Genomic DNA, 24,313 nt, shown 5'->3' with positions numbered 1-24,313 from the left:
GTCACGCGTCCTTTCGGTTCCACCAGGTCTCGACCGCGCGGTTCAGCACCGCCCGCAGGGCCTCGTCGCCCATCAGTTCCACCGCATCGTGCAGGAAGGCCTTGACCAGGATGGCCCGCGCCTCGCCCCCCGCCACGCCGCGACTGCGCAGATAGAACAATTGCTCGGCATCCAGCGCCCCCACGGTCGCGCCATGGCTGCACCGCACGTCGTCGGCATAGATCTCCAGTTCCGGCTTGGCGTCGATCTCGGCCGTGCCCGACAGCAGCAGTGCCTGGTTCATCTGGTAGCCGTCGGTCTTCTGCGCAACGCGCTCGACCAGGATCTTGCCCTGGAACACACCCCTGGCATGGCCCGCCAGCACGTTCTTCACCGTCTGGCGCGAATTGCACGCGGGCGCGGCGTGGGTAATGACGCTGGTCAGGTCGGCAAGCTGCCGCCCATCCAGCAATTGCGCGCCGTTGACATGGACGATCCCGCCCTCCTCGTTCAACCGCGCATGGACCTCGTGCCGCGCCAGGGCACCTCCCAACGTCAGGGTAAAGCTGTCATAGGACGCATCGGCCCCGATTTCGGCATGCACCACCGCCAGATGCCGGGCGGCGGCATCCTCGGCCTGCAACTTGGCATGGACCAGATGCGCGCCCTCCGCGACCGCGATATCCAGCACCGGATTGTTCAGATAATCCCCCCGCCCGACCGACAGGTCCAGCACCGACAGGCGCGCCCCCCCCTCCAGCACGATCCGGTGCCGGGGATGAACCGACAGCACGGCGCCATCGGGCGCGACCACAACCGACAGCAGCGCCATCCGCCCGGCATCGACGCCGGCCGCCACCGTCAGCGTCAGCCCGTCCTCGGCCAGCAGCGCATTCAGCGCGCTGGCGACATCGCCATGCGGCGCCAGATCCCCGGCGGCGGAGAAACGCGCCACCGACACCCCATCCGGCAGGCGCGACAGCTCGGGCGCGAAACGGCCATTGACCATGACCGCACGCGGCAGATCGGCCTCCAGCGCATGGACCCGCGCCAGATCGGCCAGCAGGCGGTCGACCGCCGCCCCATCGGGCCGCGCCGGCGCGCCGGCGAACGGAATATCCGCCAGCGTCCGCAGCGAGGTATATTTCCACGCCTCGACCCCCGCCCGGGGCAACCCCACCCGGCGCAGCAGGTCCGCCGCGGCCAGCCGCACGGCGTTCCCGTCCACGTCCGCGCAGCGGCTCAGGAACGCGGCGGCGCTGACGCCGACGGGCGCGATCGCGTTCACGCGGCCTCCGCCAGGAAACGGGCATAGCCCTGGGCCTCAAGCTGCTTGGCCAGTTCCGGGCCGCCGCTATGGATGATGCGCCCGCGGGCCATCACATGGATCCGGTCGGGCACGATATAATCCAGCAGCCGCTGGTGATGGGTGATGACCAGCGCCGAGAAATCCGGCGCGCGCAATGAATTGACGCCCTCGGCCACGATACGCAGCGCGTCGATGTCCAGCCCGCTGTCCGTCTCGTCCAGAATGGCGAAAGACGGGTTCAGCATCCGCATCTGCAACACCTCGTTGCGCTTCTTCTCGCCACCCGAGAAGCCGACATTCACGTTGCGCTTCAGCATGTCGTCGGACATCGACAGGTGCTTCGTCTCCTGCCGCACCGCCTTCAGGAAGGCCACCGCGTCCAGTTCCTCCTGCCCGCGCGCGCGCCGCACCGCGTTCACCGCCGTCCGCAGGAAATTCGCGTTATTGACGCCCGGCAGTTCGACCGGCGCCTGAAACGCCAGGAACAGCCCCAGCGCCGCGCGCTCCTCCGGCTCCAGCGCCAGCAGGTCCTGGCCCTTGAAGGTCGCGCTGCCGGCCGTCACCTCGTAATCCTCGCGCCCGGCCAGGACGTAGGAGAGCGTGGATTTGCCCGACCCGTTCGGTCCCATGATGGCATGGATCTCCCCGGCCGGAATCTCCAGGTCGACGCCGCGCAGGATCTCCTTGTCCACGCCATTGTCCGAAATCCGGGCGCACAGGCCGGCAATCCGCAAAAATTCGTTGCTCACGTCACTCATCTCCGTTCAGCCCACGCTGCCTTCAAGGCTGATCTGCAACAGCTTCTGGGCCTCGACCGCGAATTCCATCGGCAGTTCCTTCAGCACGTCCTTGCAGAAGCCGTTCACGATCAGGCCCACCGCGTCTTCCTCGGACAGGCCGCGCTGGCGGCAATAGAACAACTGGTCTTCCGAAATCTTCGAGGTCGTCGCCTCGTGCTCGATCTTGGCCGACAGGTTGCGGCTTTCGATATAGGGCACGGTATGCGCCCCGCACCGGTCGCCGATCAGCAGGCTGTCGCACTGGGTGAAGTTCCGCGCGCCCGCCGCCTTGGGCATCATCCGCACCAGCCCGCGATAGGTGCTGTCGGACTGCCCGGCGCTGATGGTCTTGGCGATGATCGTCGAGCGCGTATTGCGCCCCAGATGGATCATCTTGGTCCCGGTATCGGCCTGCTGGTGGTTGTTGGTCACCGCGACCGAATAGAACTCGCCCACCGCGCCGTCGCCCTGAAGGATGCAGGACGGATATTTCCAGGTGATGGCCGATCCGGTCTCCACCTGCGTCCACGAGATCTTGGACCGGTCACCGCGGCACACGCCGCGCTTGGTCACGAAATTATAGATCCCGCCGCGCCCCTGCTCGTCGCCCGGATACCAGTTCTGCACGGTCGAATATTTGATCGACGAATCCGTCATCGCCACCAGTTCGACCACCGCCGCGTGCAACTGGTTCTCGTCGCGCATCGGCGCGGTGCAGCCCTCCAGGTACGAGACCGACGCCCCGTCCTCGACCACGATCAGCGTGCGCTCGAACTGTCCGGTATTGCGCGCATTAATGCGGAAATAGGTCGAAAGCTCCATCGGGCAGCGCACGCCCTCGGGCACGTAGACGAACGACCCGTCGGTAAAGACGGCCGAATTGAGCGCCGCATAGAAATTGTCGGCCGCCGGCACCACGCTGCCCAGATAGCGGCGCACCAGGTCGGGATGCTCGCGCACCGCCTCGGAAATGGGGCAGAAGATCACGCCGGCCTTGGCCAGCGTCTCGCGGAAGGTGGTCACCACCGACACGCTGTCGAACACCGCATCCACCGCCACCGGCGGCCGCGCCACCTCGCCCTCGGGCAGTTCCACGCCCGCCAGCAGCGCCTGCTCGTGCAGCGGAATCCCCAGCTTCTCATAGGTGCGCAGCAGTTCCGGATCGACCTCCTCCAGCGATTTCGGCCCGGCCTTCTTCTTCGGCGCGGCATAATAATGCGCGTCCTGGAAATCGATCGGCGGATGGCTGACCTTGGCCCAGCCCGGCTCGGTCATGCCCTGCCAGGCCTGAAACGCCTTCAGCCGCCATTCCAGCAGCCACTCGGGCTCCTGCTTGCGGTGCGAGATCAGGCGGATCGTCTCTTCGGTCAGGCCCTTGGGGGCCATGTCCATCTCGATCTCGGTCTCGAAACCCCATTTATAGGTGGACTGGCCCAGACTCTCGACCGTATCGCGGGTTTCGGCAATCGCTGGCATGTCTTCCTGCTCCCTCAGACTGCGACGGCCGGGCCGGCAGCGGATATGTCATGGGCTATGTCACGGGCTTGGTCATGGGCCGCGCACGCGCCCCCCGGTCCTCGCGGCGCCTGCCCGCTCGTCTGCATGTCGGCCAGCGTGATCGAGGACAAGGCCCCCCGGATCGCGTCATTGACCGCATCCCACTGCCCGCACAGGCCGCACAGGGTGCGCGCATCGCATTCCCCGCCATCGACGCATGCCGTCAGCGAGATCGGACCATCGACGGCGGCGATGACCCGCGCCACCGAAATTTCGTTCAGCGGCCGCGCCAGCCGGTATCCCCCCCGCGCACCGCGCAGGGACACCACCAGGTCGTCGGTCGCCAGGATCTTCAGCACCTTGGCCACCGTGGGCTCCGGAATACCCGTGGCCTGCGACAGCGCGGGCGATGTCGTCACCCCGTCCTGCCGCGCCAGATGGACGAGGGCGACGACGGCATAGTCGGTCAGCTTCGAGAGTCTCAGCACCCTGCCCTTCCCTTTCGTCACCGGCATAGCGGACCAATTCAGTCCTGTTTCAGGAACCAGATGATGCCCCGCGGCGCCATCGTCAAGTGCAAACCGCGCATGGCGCGTCCCGCTCATCCCGCCCGCGCCCCGAAAACCAGGTGCAGCGCCAGCGCCAGCGCGGCCCCGGCCAGAAAGCCGACCAGCGTGCCGTTCAGCCGCACGAATTGCAGGTCCTTGCCCACCCGCAGTTCCAGCCGCGAGACCAGCATGTCGGTATCCCACCCCGCCACCACCCCGGCGATGAAGCGCGACAGCCGCTCGCGCACGAAGGGCAGGCTGCCCAGGATCATGCGCCGCGCCCACCCGACCACGCGCGCGCGCAGCGCCTCGTCGGTGCGCATCTGGTCGGCCAGGCGCAGCAGCGTGTCCCGCACGATCGAGGCGCTCCAGCCGTCGGGACAGGCCATGTCCGCCACGATCATCTGCCGCATCCGCCGCCAGACATCGCCGCCCCAGTCGCGGATGCTGTCATGGGTCATCACGCCCTGGATCGCGCCCGTGATCTCGCGGCGCCGCTCCGGGTCGGTCTCGATCCGGTCGATCTCGCTCCGCACCCAGGTGGTGAAGCCCTCGCGCAGCTCCGAATTCTGCGGATCGATCCGGTCCAGCTCCTGGTTGACGGCGACCAGCACCTTGGTCGCGATCGACCCGCCGATGGCCCAGCCCAGGATGCGCCCGCCCTGCTCGCGCACGCGGTCCTCGATCATGGCGCGCAGCGATTCTTCCTTGGCCTTCAGCCCGTCCTTCATCCGCGCCAGCACGAAGGACAGGACCTCCTGATGGCGGTCGCCCTCCACCAGCGCCCGCAGGGTCCGCGCCACGACCGGCGCCACCTCCTCGCCCCCCAGCAGCAGCGGCAGCATCCGCGTCATGGCCGATCCGGCCCGCCCGTCCTCCAGCCGCGCCATCACCGCCGGGGCCGCGCCGCCCAGCGTGCGCCACACGGTCTGGGCGGTGGCCGGGTCGTCCAGCAGCCCGGCGACGAGTCCCGGCAGGTCGATCCGCTCCAGCGCCGCCGCCACGTCCGCCTCGGTAAAGACATGGGTCGCCACGAAGCGGCCCAGCGCCTCGCCCAGCCGCGCCTTCTGCGCCGGCAGGATGGCGGTATGCGGAATCGGCAGCCCCATGGGCCGGCGGAACAGGGCAGTCACCGCGAACCAGTCGGCCAGTCCGCCCACCACCCCGGCCTTGGCTCCCGCGCGCAGCACGTCCAGCCACAGCGCCTCGCCCACCAGGCCGGCGGCCGGCGCGGCATAGGTCGCCAGGGTCAGCACGCCCATGCCGGCCAGCATGCCGCCGGCGGCATGGCGATAGCGGCGCAATGTCCGCCAGGCGGCGCGATCCGCGTCCGACAAGGCATTTTCCGCATCGGGGCTCGTCTTCATCCCCCGCTGGATAGCATTCCACCCGCGCCGACCCAAGCGCCGCCCGAAAATCGGCGTGATCCGTCCCGGCAGACATTGCGATGGGAACGGGAACATGGAACCCTGCCGCGGTCCGGACGCCCGGATGACGATGCAATAGACAGGCCTGCCATGACCGACACCTCCATCAGCGATGCGGCGGAAATGCTGCTCGACCTCGCACGGCAATCGGTCACGGGGGCCGAGGACCTGTCGGCGGGCAATCCCATCATCGCCCTGGCACGCCGAATCGGCCGGCGGCTGACCGCCGGCACGCTCACCACCGACATGCTCGACGGCGTGGTCCGCCGCCTGCGCGACGACGCCTTTCGCGCCCGGGCCGCCCGGCTGGGCACCTATGTCGACGGCACCGACGATCAGCGGGTGGCCGCCCGCCTGCGCGACGTGGCGCGGACCGTCGCCGCCGCCCCGGGACCGGACGGCACGCCCCCCACCTTCGGCGCCTTCCGCAAGACGGTGGAACGCTGCCGCTTCGCGGCCGTCTTCACCGCCCACCCCACCTTCGCCCTGGCCAATCCGGTCTACGACCTGCTGGCGACCATGGCCTCGTCCGATTCCGTGGCCCTGCCGGAGCTGGCAACCCACCGCCGCGCCGCCGCCCCGACGCTGGAGGAGGAATTCGCCCTCGCCTCGGCCGCGATCCTGCGCGGACGCGACGCCCTGGACCGCCTGACCGGCGCCCTGCTGGCCGAGGCCCGCGCCCGCTGGCCGCACGAATGGTCGGTCCTCAGCCCCCGTCCGGTGATCCTGACCAGTTGGGTGGGTTACGACACCGACGGCCGCACCGATATCGGCTGGTGGGACACCATCCGCCTGCGGCTCCGCATGAAGAGGCTGCAACTGGAGCGCCTGCACGCTCAGGTCGCGCCCCTGCTGCCGATGACCGAGGCCCTTCATGCCCGCCTCGGCCGCGCGCTGGAGGCCGTCGGGGCGCAGATCGCGGCCTGCCCGACCGGCACCGTCGTGCAGCCCGAAGCCGTCGCCGCCTTCGCCGCCGTGCTGATCGCCCGCGCCGACGAGGCGATTCCGGCCGCGAGCCTGCTCGCCGCCCCGTTCCAGGCGGCCATCGACGCCGCCCCGCCCGACGACCGGATGGCACTGTCCATCGCCCGGGCCGGCCTGCTGGCCCACGGCATGGGCGCGGCCCACACCCATGTACGGCTCAACTCGACGCAGATCCACAACGTCGCCCGCCAGCGCCTGGGCATCGAGGACAATCCCGACAATCCGTCGCAGCGCCGCGCGCTGCTGGCGCAGATCAACGACGCGCTGGAACAGGTCCAGCCGGTCGAGATCGATTTCGGCTCGCTGCTGGTCGAACAGGCGACCGCCGCCCGCCTGATGATGACGGTGCGCCAGATCGTCCGCCACATCGACAGCGAAAGCCCGGTCCGCTTCCTGATCGCCGAGACCGAGAGCGGCTATACGCTGCTCGCCGCCCTCTGGCTGGCCCGCATTTTCGGCATCGCCGACAATGTCGAGATCTCGCCGCTGTTCGAAACGCAGGAGGCGCTGGAAAACGGCGCCCATATCGTCGAGGAAGCGCTGCGTTCCCCCCACTGGCGCGACTATCTGCGCCGCACCGGGCGGATGAGCCTGCAATTCGGCTATTCCGATTCCGGCCGCTATGTCGGCCAGCTCGCCGCCACCTACCTGATCGAGCGCCTGCGGCTGAAGATCTGCGACCTGCTGCGCCGGTGGGACCTGACGGATGTCGAGGTCATCCTGTTCGACACCCATGGCGAGAGCATCGGCCGCGGCGCCCACCCGTTCCGCCTGGCCGACCGGCTCGACTATCTGTCGCCGCCGCAGGCCCGCGCCATCTTCGCCGACGCAGGGCTGAACATCCGCGAGGAAACCGCCTTCCAGGGCGGCGACGGCTACCTGCTGTTCGGCACGCGCGCGCTGGCCGACGCCACCGTCAGCATCATCGCCGAACACGCCTTCGCCCACCCCCCCCGCGACCGCGACCCGGTCTATGACGAGCCCGATTTCTCCGCCGATTTCTTCTCGACCATCGGCGCGGGCATGGCCGCCCTGGTCGAGGACCCGGGCTATGCCGCCCTGCTGGGCGCCTTCGGCCCGTCGCTGATCGACAAGACCGGCTCGCGCCCCTCGGCCCGGCAGAGCGATTCCGGCGCCGCCACCACGCGCATCAGCCATCCCAGCCAGTTGCGCGCCATCCCCAACAACGCGATCCTGCAACAGCTCGGCTGGTGCGCCAACACCATCCAGGGCCTGGGCACCGCCGCCGCCCGCCATCCGGAAACGTTCGAGGAATTTCTCGGCCGCAGCCCGCGCTTTCGCCGCGCGCTCGATTTCGCGGCCCACGCCCTGGCCCATTCCGACGACATGGTCCTGCGCGCGGTCATCTACATGCTCGACCCCGACATGTGGCTCAACCGCGCGACGGCGGAAACCGACCCGGCGCGGCGCGACGCCTACCTGGCCCTGATGCAGGGGCTGGAGCGGCTGAATTTCTGGGCCAGCACCCAGGCCATGTTCCGCCGCATCCAGTCCGACCATCTGGCCCTGCGCCGCGCCTGGGCGCAGGCACCGGCCATGAGCACCGAGGAAAAGCTGCTGCACGCCATCCGCATCGCCATGATCGAGCAGATCTGGCTGCTCTCGACACGCATCCCCTATTTCTCGCCGCGCAACGCGTTCTCGCGCGAGGTCCTGACGACGCGCGTGCTGTGCCTGGAAATCCCCGACGCCCTGCGCGAAATGGATCACGTCTTCCCCTCGGTCACCAGCGGCGGGCTGGAGCTGGATTACCACGAGTCCCACAGCCCCCGCTCCGAGGGCGCCTATGTCCGCGAGCATGCCGAAATCTTCGCGCCCATGCTGCGCCTGTTCAATCTGCTGCGCGAAACCAGCGTCGCGGTGATGCACCATGTCGGAGCCTTCGGCTGAACACGCCCTCCGAAACCCGCCCACGCCCCGCCTGGCAGGTCCGCGAGGCACCGCCGCCCACCGGCCGCCCGCTCCCGGCGGCGGAGCACCTGCCGGGGCTGCGGCGTGTCGTCGCCCCCAATCCCGGCCCCATGACCGGGCACGGCACCAATAGCTGGCTGGTCGACCACCCCGGCGGCACGGCGGTCATCGACCCCGGCTCGGACAACCCCGCCCATCTCGGCGCTCTCCTCGCCGCCGCCGGCGGGCGGATCACCCACATCCTGCTGACCCACACCCACCCCGACCACGTGACCGGCGCCCGCCCCCTGGGCCGGATGGCCGGCGCGCCGGTCTGCGGCTTCCGCCACAGCGCGCTCGCGTCCTTCACGCCGGACATCGCGCTCGACGACGGCGCGGCGGTCGCCGGCCTCACGGCGCTGCACACGCCGGGCCACGCGACCGACCATCTGTGCTTCCTGGCAGAGGGCGGCGTCATCTTCACCGGCGACCACATCATGGGCTGGTCGACGACCATGGTCCCGCCCGCGCCCCACGGCTCGGTGCGCCAGTTCCTCGACGGGCTGGAGCGGATCGGCGCCCTGGCCCCGACCCTGCTGCTCCCGGCCCACGGCCCCCCGATCCCGCAACCCGCTTCCTGCATCCAGGGCCTGATCGCCCACCGCCGGTCGCGCGAGGCCACGATCCTGGCCGCCCTGCGCCCCACCCCCGCGACGACCGAGGAGATGATGCACCGCGTCTACCGCGCCATCCCGGCCGCGCTTCGCCGCCCGGCGGAACTGAATCTGCTGGCGCACCTCGAAAAATTGCGTGAAGACGGTCGCGCCATTCACGACCGCGACGGCTGGCGCGCCGACGCCCCCTGACAGACCGGAGGACCCGTTGACCACTCGCCTTTCCCTGCTGCTTTCCGCGTCGCTCATCTGCCTGGGCCTGTCGCCGGCCCGCGCCGCCGCCGAGCATGCCGACACGGCGCATCCCGACGCCGCTCACGCCACCCACCCGCTGCCGTCCATCGAACGCACCAGCACCGGCACGATCACGATCGACGGCAAATCCATCGCCTACCAGGCCGTCGCCGGTACCCTGCTGGTCCATCCCCATGGCTGGGACGATTCCGACGAGACGGTGCAGCACCAGACCCCGGGCAGCGAGGCCCACGCCATCGACGGCAACCCCGACGCCACGGCGGCGATGTTCTATGTCGCCTATTTCCGCAAGGACAGCCGGCCGGAAAGTCGCCCGATCACCTTCATCTATAACGGCGGACCGGGCTCCTCCACGGTGTGGCTGCACATGGGCGCCTTCGGCCCGCGCCGGGTGGTGACGAGCGACGACACCCACACCCCCGCCAGCCCCTACCGGCTGATCGACAATCCGCAGAGCCTGCTGGACGTCACCGACCTCGTCTTCATCGACGCGCCGGGCACCGGCTTCGGCCGCATCAACGGCAAGGACAAGGAAAAGCTGTTCTGGGGCGTGGACGCCGACGGCCAGGCCTTCACCAGCTTCGTCACCCGGTTCCTGGCGAAATATGGCCGCTACAATTCGCCGAAATACCTGTTCGGCGAAAGCTACGGCACCATGCGCTCGGCCGTCCTGGTCAACGATCTGCAAAATCAGGAAAACATCGATTTCAACGGCGTGATCCTGCTGTCGCAGATCCTCAGCTACGACAACAGCGTGGACGAACCGGCCCAGAACCCCGGCATGGACGAGCCGTTCGTGCTCGCCCTGCCCACCTATGCCGCAACGGCGTGGTATCATCACAAGCTGCCCCAGCAGCCGGCGGACCTGAAACCCTTCCTGGCCGAGGTCGAGCATTTCGCCAGCACCGACTACCTGTCGGCATTGCAGCAGGGCGCGGCGCTGCCCGAAGCCGACCGGGCACGGATCGTCGAGCGGCTGCACGCCTATACCGGCCTGCCCGCCGACTATATCCGCCGCGCCGACCTGCGCATCGACGGCGGCGAGTTCTCCAAGACCCTGCAATCCGACGACGGCATGACGACCGGGCGCCTCGACACCCGCTTCTCCGGCCCCACGCTGGACCCGCTGAGCCAGGAAGCCGGATACGACCCGCAATCGGCCGCCATCAGCTCGGCCTATGTGTCATTGTTCAACGACTATGTGCGCAAGACGCTGAATTACGGCGACGGCCTGACCTACCGTCCGGAAATCGACATCCAGCACTGGAATTTCCACCACGCGCAGGGCGGCCCCGACAGTCCGGAATCGGACGGCCCGGCCAATGTGATGCCCGACCTCGCCCAGGCCATGAAGACCAACCCGACGCTGAAAATCATGCTCAATGCCGGCTATTTCGACCTGGCGACCCCATATTACGAGGGGATCTACGAAATGCGCCACCTGCCGATCCCGGCCGCCTTGCAGAAGAACATCGAATTTCGCCAGTACCAGTCCGGCCACATGGTCTACGCCAACATCCCGGCACTGGCCCAGTTGCACGACAACATCGCCGACTTCATCCGCCGCACAGACAACCAGTCTGTAGCCGGAACGACCACACCGTAACGGGGCGAATGATATTGACGCCGGGCCGGCCCGCACGGCCTGGCGACATCAGTCCATGGCCATGGCGGCCATGATGTACAGGCCGGCGTCGCCCTTGCCGAGCCCGCGCAGGATTTCGCGCTTTCCATGCAGGTAGAGGCCGCGCCGCCTGGTTTCATGGCGCAGGATCTGCGTGGTATTGTCGATCAGGCTGGCGATGCAGATCGTCTGCGCCTCGTCCGACGCCCGCGCCAGTTGCGCATGATCCACCGGCCCCGGCAGATCGTCGGCCAGGCAGTGCGGCGACATCGTCACCATATCCACCAGCGACGCCACATCCGCCCCGAAGATCGTGCTGAGTTCACCCAGGGTCACCGGCGTATCCTCAAGCACGTCATGCAGCCATGCCGCCGCCACGACTTCCGGCCGCGCTCCGGTGCCGGCGACCAGTTCGGCAACGCGCATCGGATGCACGATAAACGGCTCGTTGGTGTAGCGCAGGCGCCGGCCGGTCGCGGCATGGATCGATGTCGCGAAAATCGCCGCGCGCTTCACCAGATCCGTCACCTGCCGGTCCTTCCCCTCGCCTATGCACCGTGCTTAATGCACGGACATAGCCTCGGGTTCCCCGCGCGGACCGGCCATGCGGGTTGCCGAGGGGCTTCCCCCTCGGCGAGGCATCTCAGTGGGTGCGGACCGCAACCACTTCGATTTCCACCAGCCAGCCGGGATTGGCTAGGTGGGCAACCTCGAACGCCGCGCGCGTCGGCAGCCTGGGCTGGGCCGGCGTGCCGTAGAACTCGGTGTAGGCCTTCATCATCCCCGCGAAATCGATCTTGCCCAGCTTGGGGTCGGCGACCATGTAGATATGCATGTTGACGACATCGCCCATGGTCAGCTTCAGCTTGGCCAGTTCGCCCTGGATGCGCGTCAGCGCGCCACGCACCTGGGTTTCCGTGTCGCCATAGGCCGCCAGCGTCTTCGGATCGGCGCTCTTGTCGATCGGCGGGGCGCCCAGGCCGCTCAGATAGATGGTCGAGGCCCCCGGCGGCACCTCGATCGCGGTGGCGATCGGAAAATGATCGGCCGGGTCGCTATGGCGGATCACGTCCTTCGCCCGCGCGGCCGACACCGCCCCGCCAGCCAGGGCGGCCGCCAGCACGGCAACGCCGCATGTCCTGAAAATCGTCATATGCCTGTCATTCCTCTTCGGAGCGGATGGTCGGATGCTGAGCCGCAACGTCCGACGGCTTCACCATGTCGGTATAATGATTGCCGAAATGGGTGCGGATATAATTCACCACGTCGGCGACCTGCTGGTCGGTCAGCATGCCGGAAAACCACGGCATGCCGCCGAAGCCGTTCAGCACGACATAGACGGGGTAGTCCGCGCTGGCCAGCTTGGCGTTCCCCGCCAGCGCCGGAAAGCGGGCACCCGCGCCCTCGGCGCCCTTGGCGTCGGGCATGTGGCAGCTCTGGCAGACATGCCGGTAGACATCGGCACCATCGCGCATCGGCTGCATCTTGCCCACCACGGCGCTGGCGCTGTCGGCCCGCGCCTGGGGCGCCAGAAACGCACCGGCCGCCAGGCCGGCCATAAGCAGATAGACGGACCGCATCAGGCAGCTCCCTGCGCGCGTTTGTGCAGACGGGTAATGGCGTCCAGCGACGACAGGATGGCGCCCTCCTGCCAGCAGCCGATATACGAGGCATGCTCGCCGGCCAGTACGATCCGGTTGTCGATCGCGCACAACGCCTTGTAATGGGTCTTGCGCGCCTGCTCGGACCACATGGAACAGCAGCCGAGGGTCCAGGGCATGCGGCTCCAGGCCATCGACACGCCGGTACGGAATTCGTCGCGATAATTGGCATGGATCGCCTGGCCCTGCGCCAGGCCGTGCTCGATCCGCTCGGCCGGGGTCATGCCGGCGAAATCATAGGCCGCCGGCCCGAACATGTAGCCGCCCAGCAGCACCGCCGGCCCGTCCGAGAAATAGCCGTGGCTGGGGTAGGAAATCTGGCTGATCGGCTGATCGGTAAAGCTGATGCCGCCATAGATCTGGTCGTCCTGCTCCCAGAACCGGCGCTTGAATTCCAGCCCGAGCTTGACCGAAGAGGCATAGGGCACCGCCGCGATCGCCGCCTTCAGCGGGCCGCCGACCTGCACGTCCAGTTGCGACAGCACCGGCAGCGGAATCGTGCAGACGCAGTAATCCGCCTCGGCCTGCTTCACCGCGCCGCCATGCGACATGTCGTTGTAGGTCACGGTCACATGCCGATCGTCCTGATGGATCGCCGTCACCTTGCAGTTCAGCGTGATCAGGTCGTGTACCTGGCGGTTGAAGCCCTTGCCGATCTGGTCCATGCCGCCGACCGGCTGGAACATCGTCGTCTGCATGTCCAGCCGCTCATGGAACGCCATCCACTGCCACAGGCCCGACCGCATGACATCGTCCCGCGCGAACAGGTCGGAGGGCACGGGCGCACCGTCCACCCCGCCGCCCTGCGGCTTGGCGAAGCCACGGCGCAGCGAGCTGATGCTCCCCTTGCGATAGGCCCCGTCGGCCGTCAGCCCGCCCCAGCCCCTCATCGCCGCCACGACATGGGCGCGCTCATCGGCCGAGACCGGATCGTCCAGCTTGTGCTGGTCGATCGCCTTGGCCAGCAGCTCCGCCGTAAAACCGGTGAAATCCGCGGCATAGTCGCGATAGCGCACGGGCTTGCCGCCGAACGCGTTGCCGGCATGCAGCCACGAATTGTGATTCAGCTCGACAAACGGCTCCAGTTGCACGCCGAAGGCCTTGCAGTAATGCAGCAGGCCCTGGTGATGATACGGGATCCGCCACGGGCCGGGATTGATGTAATTGCCCGGCGCGAACTGCACTTTCTGCACAGCGCCGCCCAGTTCGCTCAGCGTGTCCCCGCCGCGCAGCGAAATGTTGCGGCCGCCGGCGCGGTTCTGAAACTCCAGGATCTGGACCTGGTATCCGGCCTTGCGCAATTCATACGCCGCCAGCATCCCGGCCAGGCCGGCGCCCAGCACCAGCACCTTCGTGCCGGGCTTGCCGCCGGTCAGGGCGGGCGGCCCGGCGAAATCCGTGCCCGCGGCATGTCCCAGGCTGGTCATGGCCTGGTACAGGGCGGCACTCCCCCCCAGGATTCCGATTCGTGTCAGCATCTGGCGGCGTGTCGCCACCGGACGCCGAAAAGCGTTTGTCATCAAGTTCCCCCAGCAGACAGGACAGAAAGCGGCACCATCAAGGACGTTCCCGACCGGCCGGAGACGGAAACGCCATGCAAGTTATAAGGCGCTGCCATGCGCGGGCAATGACATGATCCCCTCGCGCAACGGTTTTTTTGTCCCCCGTGCCGGCCATGCGGCGGCAAACCATTCCTTTTGCGGATCTTTCCGGCCTCGGCAAAAATCCGACGGCGACCAGCCGTGACGTAAATAGCACACCGGGCGCGAAAATCGTTACGATATCCACAGACCGGCGGCCAGGTCAGGCCTCCCGCCGCACGATCGGCGGCATCAAATCGTCCGGCATCGGGCTGACATAGGGGCGCTCGGCCAGCCGCGCGGCATGGTCCTGCCGGGCCCGCGCCAGCAACTCGGGGTCGGACAGCACATCCACCGCCGTCGCCGCCATCACCTTGGCGACATGGACCATGCCGGTATGGGCCACGGAAGATTGCCCCTGCGCGGTCATCTGCCACGAATGCAGCGCGGTGCCGATGGCACAGGTCGCGCCCAGCGCCTGCACCGTCGGCACCGTCCAACTGACATCCCCCACATCGGTCGACCCGAGCAGGATCGGCCCGGCCGGCGACGGATAGGGCAGCACGACATCGCACAGCGGCATGTCGGTCGAGGGCGGCAGGCCCACCTGGCGGAAGGCCGCCGCGATATCGTCGGGGGTGAAGGTCTTCTGCATCTCCCGGGCGAAGGCCCGGTCGGCGGCGTCGAAGGGCGGCGGCCCCAGCCGCTCCAGGTTCGCCTGCATCGCCGCCTCCAGCGGCGGGTTCGGCAGCAGGTTGGCCATGCCGCTGACCACCGCGCACGCGACCCGGGTTTCGGTCATCATCGCGGCGCCGTCCGCCACCCGGCGCACGCGCGCGGCCAGGGCCAGCATGTCCTCCAGCTCCGCGGCGCGGACCGTATAGCGGATGACCACCCGCGACTGCACCACGTTCGGCGCCTCGCCCCCCGCATCCTGATAGGCGTAATGAATGCGCGAACTCGGCAGCATATGCTCGCGCAGATAGTTCACCCCGACATTCATCAGTTCCGCCGCATCCAGCGCCGAACGGCCCAGATGCGGCGCGGCGGCGGCATGGGCCGACCGCCCGGTGAAGGTGAAATCCAGGCGCATGTTGGCCAGCGCCGCCGGTGGAAAGACGGTGGAGAACGCATACGGATGCCACGAAATCGCGACATCGACATCGTCGAACGCGCCGGCCCGCACCATGAAGCCCTTGCCGGCGCCGCCTTCCTCCGCCGGGCAGCCATAATAGCGCACCCGCCCCTTCATCCCGCTCTCGGCCAGCCAGTCCTTCAGCGCCGCCGCCGCCAGCAGCGACGCCGAGCCCAGCAGGTTGTGCCCGCAGGCATGGCCGTTGCCCGGGCCCGGCAACGGCTGGTGAACCATCGCCCCGGCCTGCTGGCTCAGCCCCGGCAGCGCGTCATATTCGCCCAGGAAGGCGATGACGGGCCCGCCCTCCCCGGCCTCGCCCATGATCGCGGTCGGCAGCCCCGCCACCTCGCGGGTGATGCGAAAGCCCGCCTGCTCCAGCGCCGCGTCATGCAGCGCGACCGAGCGGAACTCGCCGAAATTCAGTTCCGGCACCGCCCACACCGCGTCGCTCAGCGCGATCAGCGGCGCCTTGCGGGCCTCGACGCACTCCCAGATCCGCGCGCTGTTCCGCATAGCCCGTCCTCACCACCACCCATGATGGCGGGATCATAGACCATAACGCCGCCCGGCGGCCACGCTCCCCTCAGCCCCGCAGGTCGAGCACCTTGCGCCCCTGCACGTTGCCCGCCTCCAGGTCGGCGAAGATCTGGTTGATATTCTCCAGCCGGTCGGGCTCGATCACCGTCTTGACCTTGCCGTCGGCGAAGAAGGACACCGCCTCGATCATGTCCAGCCGCGTGCCGACGATCGACCCGCGCACCGTGGTCCCGGCCATCACCATGTCGAAGATGGAAATCGGGAATTCCCCCGGCGGCAGCCCGTTCAGCACGATCGTGCCGCCCCGCCGGGCGAAGCCCATCGCCTGCGCGAAGGCGGTGCGCGACACCGCCGTCACCAGCACGCCATGCGCGCCGCCCACCTGCGACTGGATGTAGGGCGCGGGATCGACCGCCCGCGCATTCACCGTCAGCGCGGCCCCCAGCACCCTGGCAGTCGCCAGCTTGTCGTCGTCGATATCGATGGCGATCACGTTCAGGCCCATGGCCACGCCATATTGCACCGCCATCTGGCCCAGCCCGCCGACGCCCGACACCGCCACCCACTGCCCCGGGCGGGTGTCGGTCATCTTCAACCCCTTGTAGACGGTCAGCCCCGCGCACAGCACCGGCGCGACCTGCAACGGGTCGACGCTCTTCGGCAGATGCGCCACGTAATCGGGGTCGGCCACCACATACTCGGCGAAACAGCCATTGACGCTATAGCCCGTATCCTCCTGCGCGGGGCACAGCGTCTCCCACCCGCCCAGGCAATGTTCGCAATGGCCGCAGGCCGAATACAGCCAGGGCACGCCGACCACGTCGCCTTCCTTCACCCATTTGACGGCACTCCCCACCGACACGACGTGCCCGACGCCCTCGTGCCCGGGCACGAAGGGCGGCTTCGGCTTGACGGGCCAGTCCCCCCGGGCGGCATGCAGGTCGGTATGGCACACGCCGCACGCATCCAGCCGCACCAGGATCTGGTCGGGACGGATCGCGGGAATATCCAGTTCCTCGATCGTCAGCGGCTTGCCGAATTCGCGGACGACGGCCGCCTTCATCTTCGCGCTCATGGTCGTTCCTCGCCTTGCATGGGGTGGCGCGCGCGGCGCCCTGGTCATCACGCTAACCCGTCCGCGACCGGCGAACCGTGATCTACGTCAAGACCGCCGCTTTCGCCGCCATCATCAAGAATTCACACTCTTCCCCTTCCGTTCCATTCTGGCCAACCGCCGGACGACACCTTATAGAACGTGGGCCGATCGCCGGGGGGTGATCGTCCCGCGCGCCCCGCTCGCCCACTCCTCCGGCTCGAAACCGACATCAGCAGGATACGCGCCCGGCATGATCTTCCCGACCCCAGTCCGCCTCGCCAGCACCCTGGCGGCCCTGCTCGCCGCCACGCCCGCCATCGCCGCCCCCCGGCAGGACCAGCCGGCACCCGCCACCGCCACGCCGATCAGGCACCTGATCGTGCTGTATGACGAGAACGTCTCGTTCGACCATTATTTCGCCACCTATCCGCAGGCCGCCAACCCGCCCGGCGAACCGGCCTTCACGGCCCGGCCCGGCACGCCGCCGGCCAACACGCTGGCCGCCGCCGGACTGCTGGCCAGCAACCCCAATGCCGGCCCTGCCAACGGCCGCGACGCCAGCCTGCCCTTCCGCCTCGACCGCACCCAGGCCGCCACCGCCGACCAGAACCACGCCTACACCGCCGAGCAACTGGCCTATCACGGCGGCAAGGCCGACCTGTTCCCCCTCCATACCGGCCGCGCCAGCCCCGGCGGCGTGGGCGCCTTCGGCACGCGGGGCCAGGTGATGGGCTATTTCGACGGCAACACCGTCACCGCGCTGTGGCAATACGCCCAGCATTTCGCGATGAGCGACGCCACCTACACCGACACCTACGGCCCCTCCACCCCCGGCGCGCTGGAGGTCGTCGCGGGCCAGACCAACGGCATGCAGATCGTCAGGACGACGCAGAAGCCGGCGACCAGGCACGCCGCCACCCCCTATATCGCCGACGGCCAGGGCGGCTGGACGATGATCAACGACATCGACCCGGCCTATGACGTCTGCTCGGTGCCCGACAACCAGGTCACCATGCGCGGCCGCAATATCGGCGACCTGCTGAACCAGGCCGGCATCACCTGGGGCGGCTTCATGGGCGGCTTCGCGCTCGACATCCGCAACCCCAACGGCACGACCGGCTGCGCCCGGTCCACGCCCTCGCCCGTGGTCGGCCAGACGATTCCCGACTACATGCCCCACCATAACTGGTTCCAGTATTTCCCCAGCACCGCCAACCCGACCCACGCCCGCCCCTCCTCGGTCGCCGCCATCGGCCACAGCGTCGCGGCGGACGGCACGACGCGCGACCCCGCCAATCATGAATATGATCTGCGCGACTTCGCCGCCGCCCTGCACGCCGGCAACCTGCCGGCGGTCTCGTTCATCAAGCTCCCGGCCTACCGCGACGGTCATGCCGGCTATTCCGACCCGCTGGACGAACAGCAGGGCATGGTCGAAATCCTGAACATGGTCCAGCAACGGCCGGAATGGCGCGACACCGCCATCATCATCGCCTGGGACGATTCCGACGGCTGGTACGACCACGCCTTCATCCCCCCCACCCGCTCCTCGAACGACCCCGAGGTCGACCAGCTCGACGGTCCGGGCCGCTGCGGCAGCGCCTCCCGGCCGCTGGGCATCGATGGCCGCCCCGTCAACGGCCGCTGCGGTCCCGGCACCCGCATCCCCCTTCTGGTCATCTCGCCCTGGGCGAAGACCAATTACATCAGCCACGTCCTGCTGACCCAAAGCTCGGTCACCCGCTTCATCGAGGATAACTGGCTGCACGGCACCCGCCTCGGCGGCGGCGCCTTCGACGCCGAGGCCGCCGACCTGCGCGACCTGTTCGATTTCACCCATCCGCCCCGGACCGGCCGCCTGCTGCTGGATCCACAGACCGGCGAGCCGATCGCGCGCTGACGACACGCCCATGCAGGACGCCGCCCCCTCAAAACTTCTCTCGATATGAAAAAGTGATTTTCAAACTTACCGTCGTCCTGAGCCTCCTCGCCGTCCCGGCCTTCGCGGCCACGCCACCGGCGTGCGCTCCGGCGGCCGACGGCGGCAACCCCTGCCCGGTCAACCTGCGCCGCCCATCCACCGCCCCGCTCTCGGCGATGGCGCAACTCGGGCGCACCCTGTTCCACGATCCCGCCCTGTCCGGATCGGGGCGGCAATCCTGCGCCTCCTGCCACGACCCCGCCCATCATTACGCCCCGGCGGGCGCCTCCGCCGTGGCACTGGGCGGCACAGACCTCACCCGCGACGGCCTGCGCGCGGTGCCCACCCTGACCTATCTGGAAACCCGTCCACCCTTCAGCATCGGCCCCGACACGGCGGAAAACGAAACCGCCCCCACGCCCTCCACCGTCGCCGTCGGTCCGCACGGCGCCAAGACGGCCCGGAACAATGCCGCGTCCGCCGCCAACCTGGTCCCGCAGGGCGGCCTGTTCTGGGACGGTCGGGCCGACACGCTGCAACAGCAGGTCGCCGGCCCGCTGTTCAACCCCGACGAAATGGCCTCCAGCCGCGCCATCGTCCTCGCCCGCCTCGCCCGGGGCCCCTACGCGCCCATGCTGCGCCGCCTGGGCGGCCAGGCCGTCGGCCATTCGGACGATCTGCTGCTGGCCGAAGCCCTGTTCGCCATCGCGCGCTACCAGATCGAAGACCCGTCCTTCCATCCCTATGCCAGTCCGTACGACGACTGGCTGGAAGGCCGCCTCCGCATGACACCCGCCCAGCGCCGGGGCTACCTGCTGTTCAACGACCCGGCCAAGGGCAATTGCGCCGCCTGCCACCCCGACCGCCCGGGGCCGGACGGCACGCCCCCCCTCCTGACCGACCACCAGTTCGAGGCCCTGGGCGTGCCGCGCAACCGCGCGCTGGCCGCCAACCGCGACCCGGGATTTCACGATCTGGGATTATGCGGCCCGGTCCGCACCGACATGGCGGCCCGCACGGACATGTGCGGCCTGTTCATCACGCCCGGCCTGCGCAACGTCGCCACCCGACACGCCTTTTTCCACAATGGCGCCTATCATACGCTGGACGGGGTGCTGGATTTCTACGCCCTGCGCGATGTCGCGCCCGCGCGCATCTACCCCAAGGACGCCGGCGGCCGGGTCCTCCGCTATGACGACCTGCCGCCGCCCTACCGCGCCAATCTCGACGTCACAGACGCCCCCTTCGACCGCCACCCGGGCGACCCGCCGGCCCTGACCCCGCGCGAGCGGCGGGACATCATCGCCTTCCTGCGGATGCTGACCGATCATGTGGTATCCCACGGACCATCCCATCGACCCGAGAACGGAGAGACCGACCATGAGTCCGATCACCCGCCTGCAGCCCGAAACCCGCCTGTCCGGCGCGACCATCCATAACGGGCTGGTCTACCTGGCCGGCCAGGTCGCCGAAGATTCGTCGCTGGATACGGCAGGCCAGACGGCCGACATCCTGCACCAGGTGGACGCCCTGCTGGCCGAAGCCGGCACGGACAAGAGCCGCCTGCTGTCGGTCCAGATCTTCCTGGCCGACATGAACGAACTGGCGGACATGAACCGCGCCTGGGACGAATGGCTGGACCATGGCAACAAGCCGGCCCGCGCCACCGTCGAGGCCGCGCTGGCCGACCCCGCCTGGCGGGTGGAACTGACCGCGATCGCCGCGCTGCCGTAACCCTTGCCGGCGCCTTGACCCTGGCCGGCGTCAGTCGATGCGCTGCACCCAGCCATGGGGGTCGGGCCGCTGGCCGCGCTGGATCCCGATCAGCGCCTCGCGCAGATCTCCGGTCACCGGGTCGGCGCCATTGCCCGCGCCGATCACGATCTCGCCCCGATGCCCGCGGAAACGGCCGATCGGGGTCACCACCGCCGCCGTGCCGCAGGCAAACGCCTCGACCAGCCGCCCGCTGGCCGCGTCCGCATAGCACTGATCGATGCCATAGCGCTCCTCGCGCACCGTCAGCCCCCTGTCGCGCGCCAGCGTCAGCAGCGTGTCGCGGGTGATGCCGGGCAGGATCGTCCCGCCCAGCGGCGGCGTCACCAGCGTGCCGTCATCCATCACGAAGAAGACGTTCATGCCGCCCATTTCCTCGATCCACCGATGCTCGGCGGCATCCAGGAACAGCACCTGGTCGCAATTCTGGCGCTTCGCCTCGCGCTGGGCCAGCAGGCTGGCGGCATAATTGCCCCCGCACTTGGCCGCCCCCGTGCCGCCGGGCGCGGCGCGGGTATACTCCTCCGACACCCAGACCGACACCGCGCCACCGCTGAAATACGCCCCGACCGGCGATGCGATGACGATGAACAGATATTCCGACGACGGCTTCACGCCCAGAAACGCCTCGCTGGCGATCATGAACGGGCGCAGATAAAGGCTGGCGCTCTCGCCGGACGGGATCCAGTCGCGATCGGCCCGCACCAGTTCCCGCACCGCGTCCAGGAACAGCGCCTCGGGCACCTCGGCCATCGCCATGCGCTCGGCCGACTGGCGGAAGCGGCGGGCATTGGCATCGGGGCGGAACATCACCACGCCGCCATCGGCGGCGCGATAGGCCTTCATGCCCTCGAAGATCTCCTGCGCGTAATGCAGCACCGCCGCGGCCGGATCGAGCGCGATCGGCGCCCGCGCCTCGATCGTCGGGTTATGCCAGCCCTGCCCTTCCTTGTAGCGGACGACCGCCATGTGGTCGGTAAAGACGCGCCCGAACCCCGGATTGGCCAGCAATTCCGTACGCTGCGCCACCGATACCGGCGCGGGGTGCGGAAGATGCGTGAAACGGAATTGATCGGCGCTGTCCATGATCCTGCTCTCTCACCACAAAGGCGGCCCGCGCCCCACGGCGCGCTCCGATCGGTCAGAGTCCCCAGATCACGCGGCGCGTCAAGCCCGCCTCCCCACGGATCTCTTCCGCGCGGCGCCTAGGCCAGTACCGCCGCGACATGCCGCCCGATTCCCGCGAAAAGCGCGGCCCGCTGCGCCTCGGTCGGAAACCCGCCCCGCGTGTAGGCGACCACGACGATCGGCCCGCCCGCCTCGGGCCAGCCGATCGCGATGTCGCCCGCGGCATCCTTGCCGTTATTGCCCGTCTTGTCCCCCACGATCCAGCCATGGGGCAGGCCCGCCCGCAGCCGGTGCCTGCCGGTCTGGCAGTTGACCAGCCAGGTCTTCAAGGTCTTGCGCGCTCCCGCCGACAACACGTCCCCCAGGGCAAGCGTCCGGATGGTTTCCGCCATCGCCACCGGGGTCGTCGTGTTCCGCACACCCCCCGGCGGCGTGCGGTTCAGTTCGGGCTCGCTGTCGTCCAGCCGCGTCACGTTATCCCCGATCTCACGCCAGAAATGCGTCAGCATCCCCGGGCCGCCGATCCGCGCCAGCAGCTTGTTGGCGCAGACATTGTCGCTCCGTTCGACGGCGCCCGCGCACATCTGGCGCAGGGACAGGGCGCCCTTGCCCAGGTTCGCCCTCGCGACCGGCGCATACATGTCGCCGATATCCGCGGCCGTGAACCTGACGACCTCGCCGAGATCCGCCCGCCCCCGGTCGCACAGTGCCAGCACATAGGCGGCCAGCGACGCCTTGAAGGTGCTGCACATCACAAACCGGTCGGCATGCCGCCAGGCAAAGGTCCTTCCGCTGGACAGGTTCTCGGCGAACACGCCCACATGCCCGCCCGTCGCGCGCTCATAGAGCGCGATCGGATCAGGCGTTTGCGCGAAACCCGGAGACGCCAGCAGAAACGGAGCGGAGTGCAAAAAGTCGCGGCGGCGCATGCGATTCATTCCTGCCAGAGCCCAGGTCACCCTATCGCGGCGCACAGCCCGGCGCCGCACGCTGACGGTCCCGGCCACGCGGCGAGACCAGCCGCCCCGAACATGCCTGCTTCAGGCATTGTAGTCGCGGATGGTGACGAAGCGGGTATCCAGATACGCTTCCAGCGCCTCGCTGCCCCCTTCCGAGCCGTAGCCGGAATCGCCGATCCCGCCAAACGGCACCTCCGGCAGCGCCAGTCCCAGATGGTTCACCGTCAGCATCCCGGCCCGCACCTCGTCGCGCAGGCGCGCCGCCGTGGGGGCCGAGCCGGTGAAGGCATAGGCCGCCAGGCCGTATGGCAGGCGATTGGCCTCGGCCACCGCCTCGTCCAGCGTATCGAACGGGTTCATCAGCGCCACCGGGCCGAACGGCTCCTCGTTCATGATCCGCATGTCGGTGGTCAGGCCGGTCAGCACCGTCGGCGCGAAGAAATAGCCGGCATTGCCGATCCGCTGGCCGCCGGTCACGATCGTCGCCCCCCTGGCGGTCGCGTCGCCGATCAGCGCTTCCATCGCATCCACGCGCCGGACATTGGCCATCGGTCCCATCTTCGTGTCGGGCAGCAGCCCGTCGCCGACGCGGATCTCCCGGGCCACGGCCGCGAACCGCTCCACGAACCGGCCGAATGCCGGCCGTTCCACCAGGAAACGGGTCGGCGAAACGCAGACCTGCCCGGCATTGCGGAATTTCGCCGCCGCCAGCGTCGCCGCCGCGTGGTCGATATCGGCATCGGCGCTGATGATGGCCGGCCCATGGCCGCCCAGCTCCATCGTCGCGCGCTTCATGTGCGACCCGGCCAGCGCCGCCAGCATCTTGCCCACCACGGTCGAGCCGGTAAACGTCACCTTGCGGATCGCGGGATGCGCGATCAGCGTCTCCGAGATCTCCGACGGCGTGCCGTAGACCAGCCCGATCACCCCCGCCGGCACGCCGGCATCGGCAAAGGCGCGGATCAGCGCGGCGGGCGAGGCCGGAGTCTCCTCGGCGGCCTTGACGATGATCGAACAGCCGGTCGCCAGCGCCGCCCCGACCTTGCGCACCACCTGGTTGACCGGGAAATTCCACGGCGAGAACGCGGCCACCGGCCCGACCGGGCTGCGGATCACCGCCTGGCTCACCCCCACCGCCCGCGACGGGATCAGCCGTCCATAGGCCCGGCGCCCTTCCTCGGCCAGCCAGTCGATCGTATCCGCCGCCCCCAGCAGCTCCGTCCGCGCCTCGGCCAGCGGCTTGCCCTGTTCCAGGGTCAGGACCGGCGCGATCGCATCGACCCGTCCGCGCAGCAGCGTCGCCGCCTCCCGCATGATCCGATAGCGATCGAAGACCGACATGCGGCTCCACAGCGCGAAGCCCCGCTCGGCGGCCGCCACGGCGGCGGCCAGGTCCGGCTGGCCGGCATGGGCCACGCGGCCGATGACCTGCTCGGTCGCGGGATTGACCACATCGATGAACCGCCCCTCCCGCGCCGCGGTCCACTGACCGTCGATGAACAGCAGGGTGTCGGGATAGGACGACATGTCAGGCAG

20 protein-coding genes are annotated in these 24,313 nt (G+C 68.8%); 6 read left to right on the top strand and 14 right to left on the bottom strand.

What is annotated here, in order from left to right; translation table 11 throughout:
- Position 1 precedes the first annotated feature (1 nt).
- The 5 genes from sufD to HLH48_RS14435 form a co-directional block, all read right to left on the bottom strand.
- Complete coding sequence (sufD, locus tag HLH48_RS14455; RefSeq protein WP_182998194.1) at positions 2-1,267, bottom strand: Fe-S cluster assembly protein SufD; 1,266 nt, start codon at positions 1,265-1,267, stop codon at positions 2-4.
- On the bottom strand, positions 1,264-2,046 hold the full coding sequence (gene sufC, locus HLH48_RS14450) for a Fe-S cluster assembly ATPase SufC (protein WP_182998193.1): 783 nt from the start codon (positions 2,044-2,046) through the stop codon (positions 1,264-1,266). Before sufC ends, sufD begins: the two co-directional genes overlap by 4 nt.
- Before the next feature lie 6 nt (positions 2,047-2,052).
- On the bottom strand, positions 2,053-3,543 hold the full coding sequence (sufB, locus tag HLH48_RS14445) for a Fe-S cluster assembly protein SufB (protein ID WP_182998192.1): 1,491 nt from the start codon (positions 3,541-3,543) through the stop codon (positions 2,053-2,055).
- Positions 3,544-3,557: 14 nt separating this feature from the next.
- Positions 3,558-4,052, bottom strand: a complete 495-nt coding sequence (locus tag HLH48_RS14440; protein ID WP_182998191.1) for an SUF system Fe-S cluster assembly regulator — start codon at positions 4,050-4,052, stop codon at positions 3,558-3,560.
- Between the two features lie 113 nt (positions 4,053-4,165).
- A complete protein-coding gene (locus HLH48_RS14435; protein ID WP_182998190.1) occupies positions 4,166-5,479 on the bottom strand; it encodes a DUF445 domain-containing protein in 1,314 nt (437 codons plus the stop codon).
- Between the two features lie 150 nt (positions 5,480-5,629).
- Here HLH48_RS14435 and HLH48_RS14430 point away from each other — a divergent pair, with 150 nt between their 5' ends.
- From HLH48_RS14430 to HLH48_RS14420, 3 genes are all read left to right on the top strand, one after another.
- Positions 5,630-8,434, top strand: a complete 2,805-nt coding sequence (locus HLH48_RS14430) for a phosphoenolpyruvate carboxylase (protein ID WP_182998189.1) — start codon at positions 5,630-5,632, stop codon at positions 8,432-8,434.
- 131 nt (positions 8,435-8,565) lie between these two features.
- Positions 8,566-9,300: an MBL fold metallo-hydrolase gene (locus HLH48_RS14425; protein ID WP_246387348.1), complete on the top strand. Its 735-nt coding sequence runs from the start codon at positions 8,566-8,568 to the stop codon at positions 9,298-9,300.
- 16 nt (positions 9,301-9,316) lie between these two features.
- On the top strand, positions 9,317-10,969 hold the full coding sequence (locus HLH48_RS14420; protein ID WP_182998188.1) for a S10 family peptidase: 1,653 nt from the start codon (positions 9,317-9,319) through the stop codon (positions 10,967-10,969).
- A gap of 48 nt (positions 10,970-11,017) precedes the next feature.
- Here HLH48_RS14420 and HLH48_RS14415 read toward each other — a convergent pair whose 3' ends face one another.
- The 6 genes from HLH48_RS14415 to adhP all read right to left on the bottom strand — a co-directional run bounded on the left by HLH48_RS14415 (position 11,018) and on the right by adhP (position 16,975).
- A complete protein-coding gene (locus HLH48_RS14415; protein ID WP_182998187.1) occupies positions 11,018-11,515 on the bottom strand; it encodes an HD domain-containing protein in 498 nt (165 codons plus the stop codon).
- Between the two features lie 115 nt (positions 11,516-11,630).
- A complete protein-coding gene (locus HLH48_RS14410) occupies positions 11,631-12,140 on the bottom strand; it encodes a RidA family protein (protein WP_182998186.1) in 510 nt (169 codons plus the stop codon).
- A gap of 7 nt (positions 12,141-12,147) precedes the next feature.
- On the bottom strand, positions 12,148-12,567 hold the full coding sequence (locus HLH48_RS14405; RefSeq protein ID WP_182998185.1) for a c-type cytochrome: 420 nt from the start codon (positions 12,565-12,567) through the stop codon (positions 12,148-12,150).
- On the bottom strand, positions 12,567-14,168 hold the full coding sequence (locus tag HLH48_RS14400) for a flavin monoamine oxidase family protein (RefSeq protein WP_182998184.1): 1,602 nt from the start codon (positions 14,166-14,168) through the stop codon (positions 12,567-12,569). The genes HLH48_RS14405 and HLH48_RS14400 overlap by 1 nt, the downstream gene beginning before the upstream one ends.
- A gap of 283 nt (positions 14,169-14,451) precedes the next feature.
- Positions 14,452-15,876: a M20 family metallopeptidase gene (locus HLH48_RS14395; RefSeq protein WP_182998183.1), complete on the bottom strand. Its 1,425-nt coding sequence runs from the start codon at positions 15,874-15,876 to the stop codon at positions 14,452-14,454.
- Between the two features lie 70 nt (positions 15,877-15,946).
- The gene (gene adhP / locus HLH48_RS14390) at positions 15,947-16,975 is read right to left on the bottom strand and encodes an alcohol dehydrogenase AdhP (protein ID WP_182998182.1); all 1,029 of its coding nucleotides are present in this window, start codon (positions 16,973-16,975) and stop codon (positions 15,947-15,949) included.
- 271 nt (positions 16,976-17,246) lie between these two features.
- On the opposite strand from adhP, the gene HLH48_RS14385 reads away from it, so the two are divergent.
- The 3 genes from HLH48_RS14385 to HLH48_RS14375 are packed head-to-tail and all read left to right on the top strand — an operon-like array spanning position 17,247 to position 20,651.
- Entirely contained in the window at positions 17,247-18,896 is a 1,650-nt protein-coding gene (locus HLH48_RS14385) for a phospholipase C (protein ID WP_182998181.1), read from the top strand.
- Positions 18,897-18,949: 53 nt separating this feature from the next.
- The gene (locus HLH48_RS14380; protein ID WP_264813151.1) at positions 18,950-20,356 is read left to right on the top strand and encodes a cytochrome-c peroxidase; all 1,407 of its coding nucleotides are present in this window, start codon (positions 18,950-18,952) and stop codon (positions 20,354-20,356) included.
- Positions 20,298-20,651, top strand: coding sequence for a RidA family protein (locus HLH48_RS14375; RefSeq protein WP_182998180.1), 354 nt, complete (start codon positions 20,298-20,300; stop codon positions 20,649-20,651). Before HLH48_RS14380 ends, HLH48_RS14375 begins: the two co-directional genes overlap by 59 nt.
- A 30-nt stretch (positions 20,652-20,681) precedes the next feature.
- Here the strand turns inward: HLH48_RS14375 and HLH48_RS14370 are convergent, their stop codons facing one another.
- The 3 genes from HLH48_RS14370 to HLH48_RS14360 all read right to left on the bottom strand — a co-directional run bounded on the left by HLH48_RS14370 (position 20,682) and on the right by HLH48_RS14360 (position 24,304).
- A complete protein-coding gene (locus HLH48_RS14370) occupies positions 20,682-21,776 on the bottom strand; it encodes a branched-chain amino acid aminotransferase (RefSeq protein ID WP_182998179.1) in 1,095 nt (364 codons plus the stop codon).
- Positions 21,777-21,895: 119 nt separating this feature from the next.
- Positions 21,896-22,747, bottom strand: a complete 852-nt coding sequence (gene bla / locus HLH48_RS14365) for a class A beta-lactamase (RefSeq protein WP_182998178.1) — start codon at positions 22,745-22,747, stop codon at positions 21,896-21,898.
- A 111-nt stretch (positions 22,748-22,858) separates the two neighbouring features.
- Complete coding sequence (locus HLH48_RS14360) at positions 22,859-24,304, bottom strand: NAD-dependent succinate-semialdehyde dehydrogenase (RefSeq protein WP_182998177.1); 1,446 nt, start codon at positions 24,302-24,304, stop codon at positions 22,859-22,861.
- Positions 24,305-24,313: the final 9 nt, after the last annotated feature.

The organism is Gluconacetobacter sacchari (assembly GCF_014174255.1).
Lineage (GTDB): Bacteria > Pseudomonadota > Alphaproteobacteria > Acetobacterales > Acetobacteraceae > Gluconacetobacter > Gluconacetobacter sacchari.
Note: the sequence above shows the minus strand (reverse complement) of the source record. Positions and strands in the feature narration are given on the sequence as shown.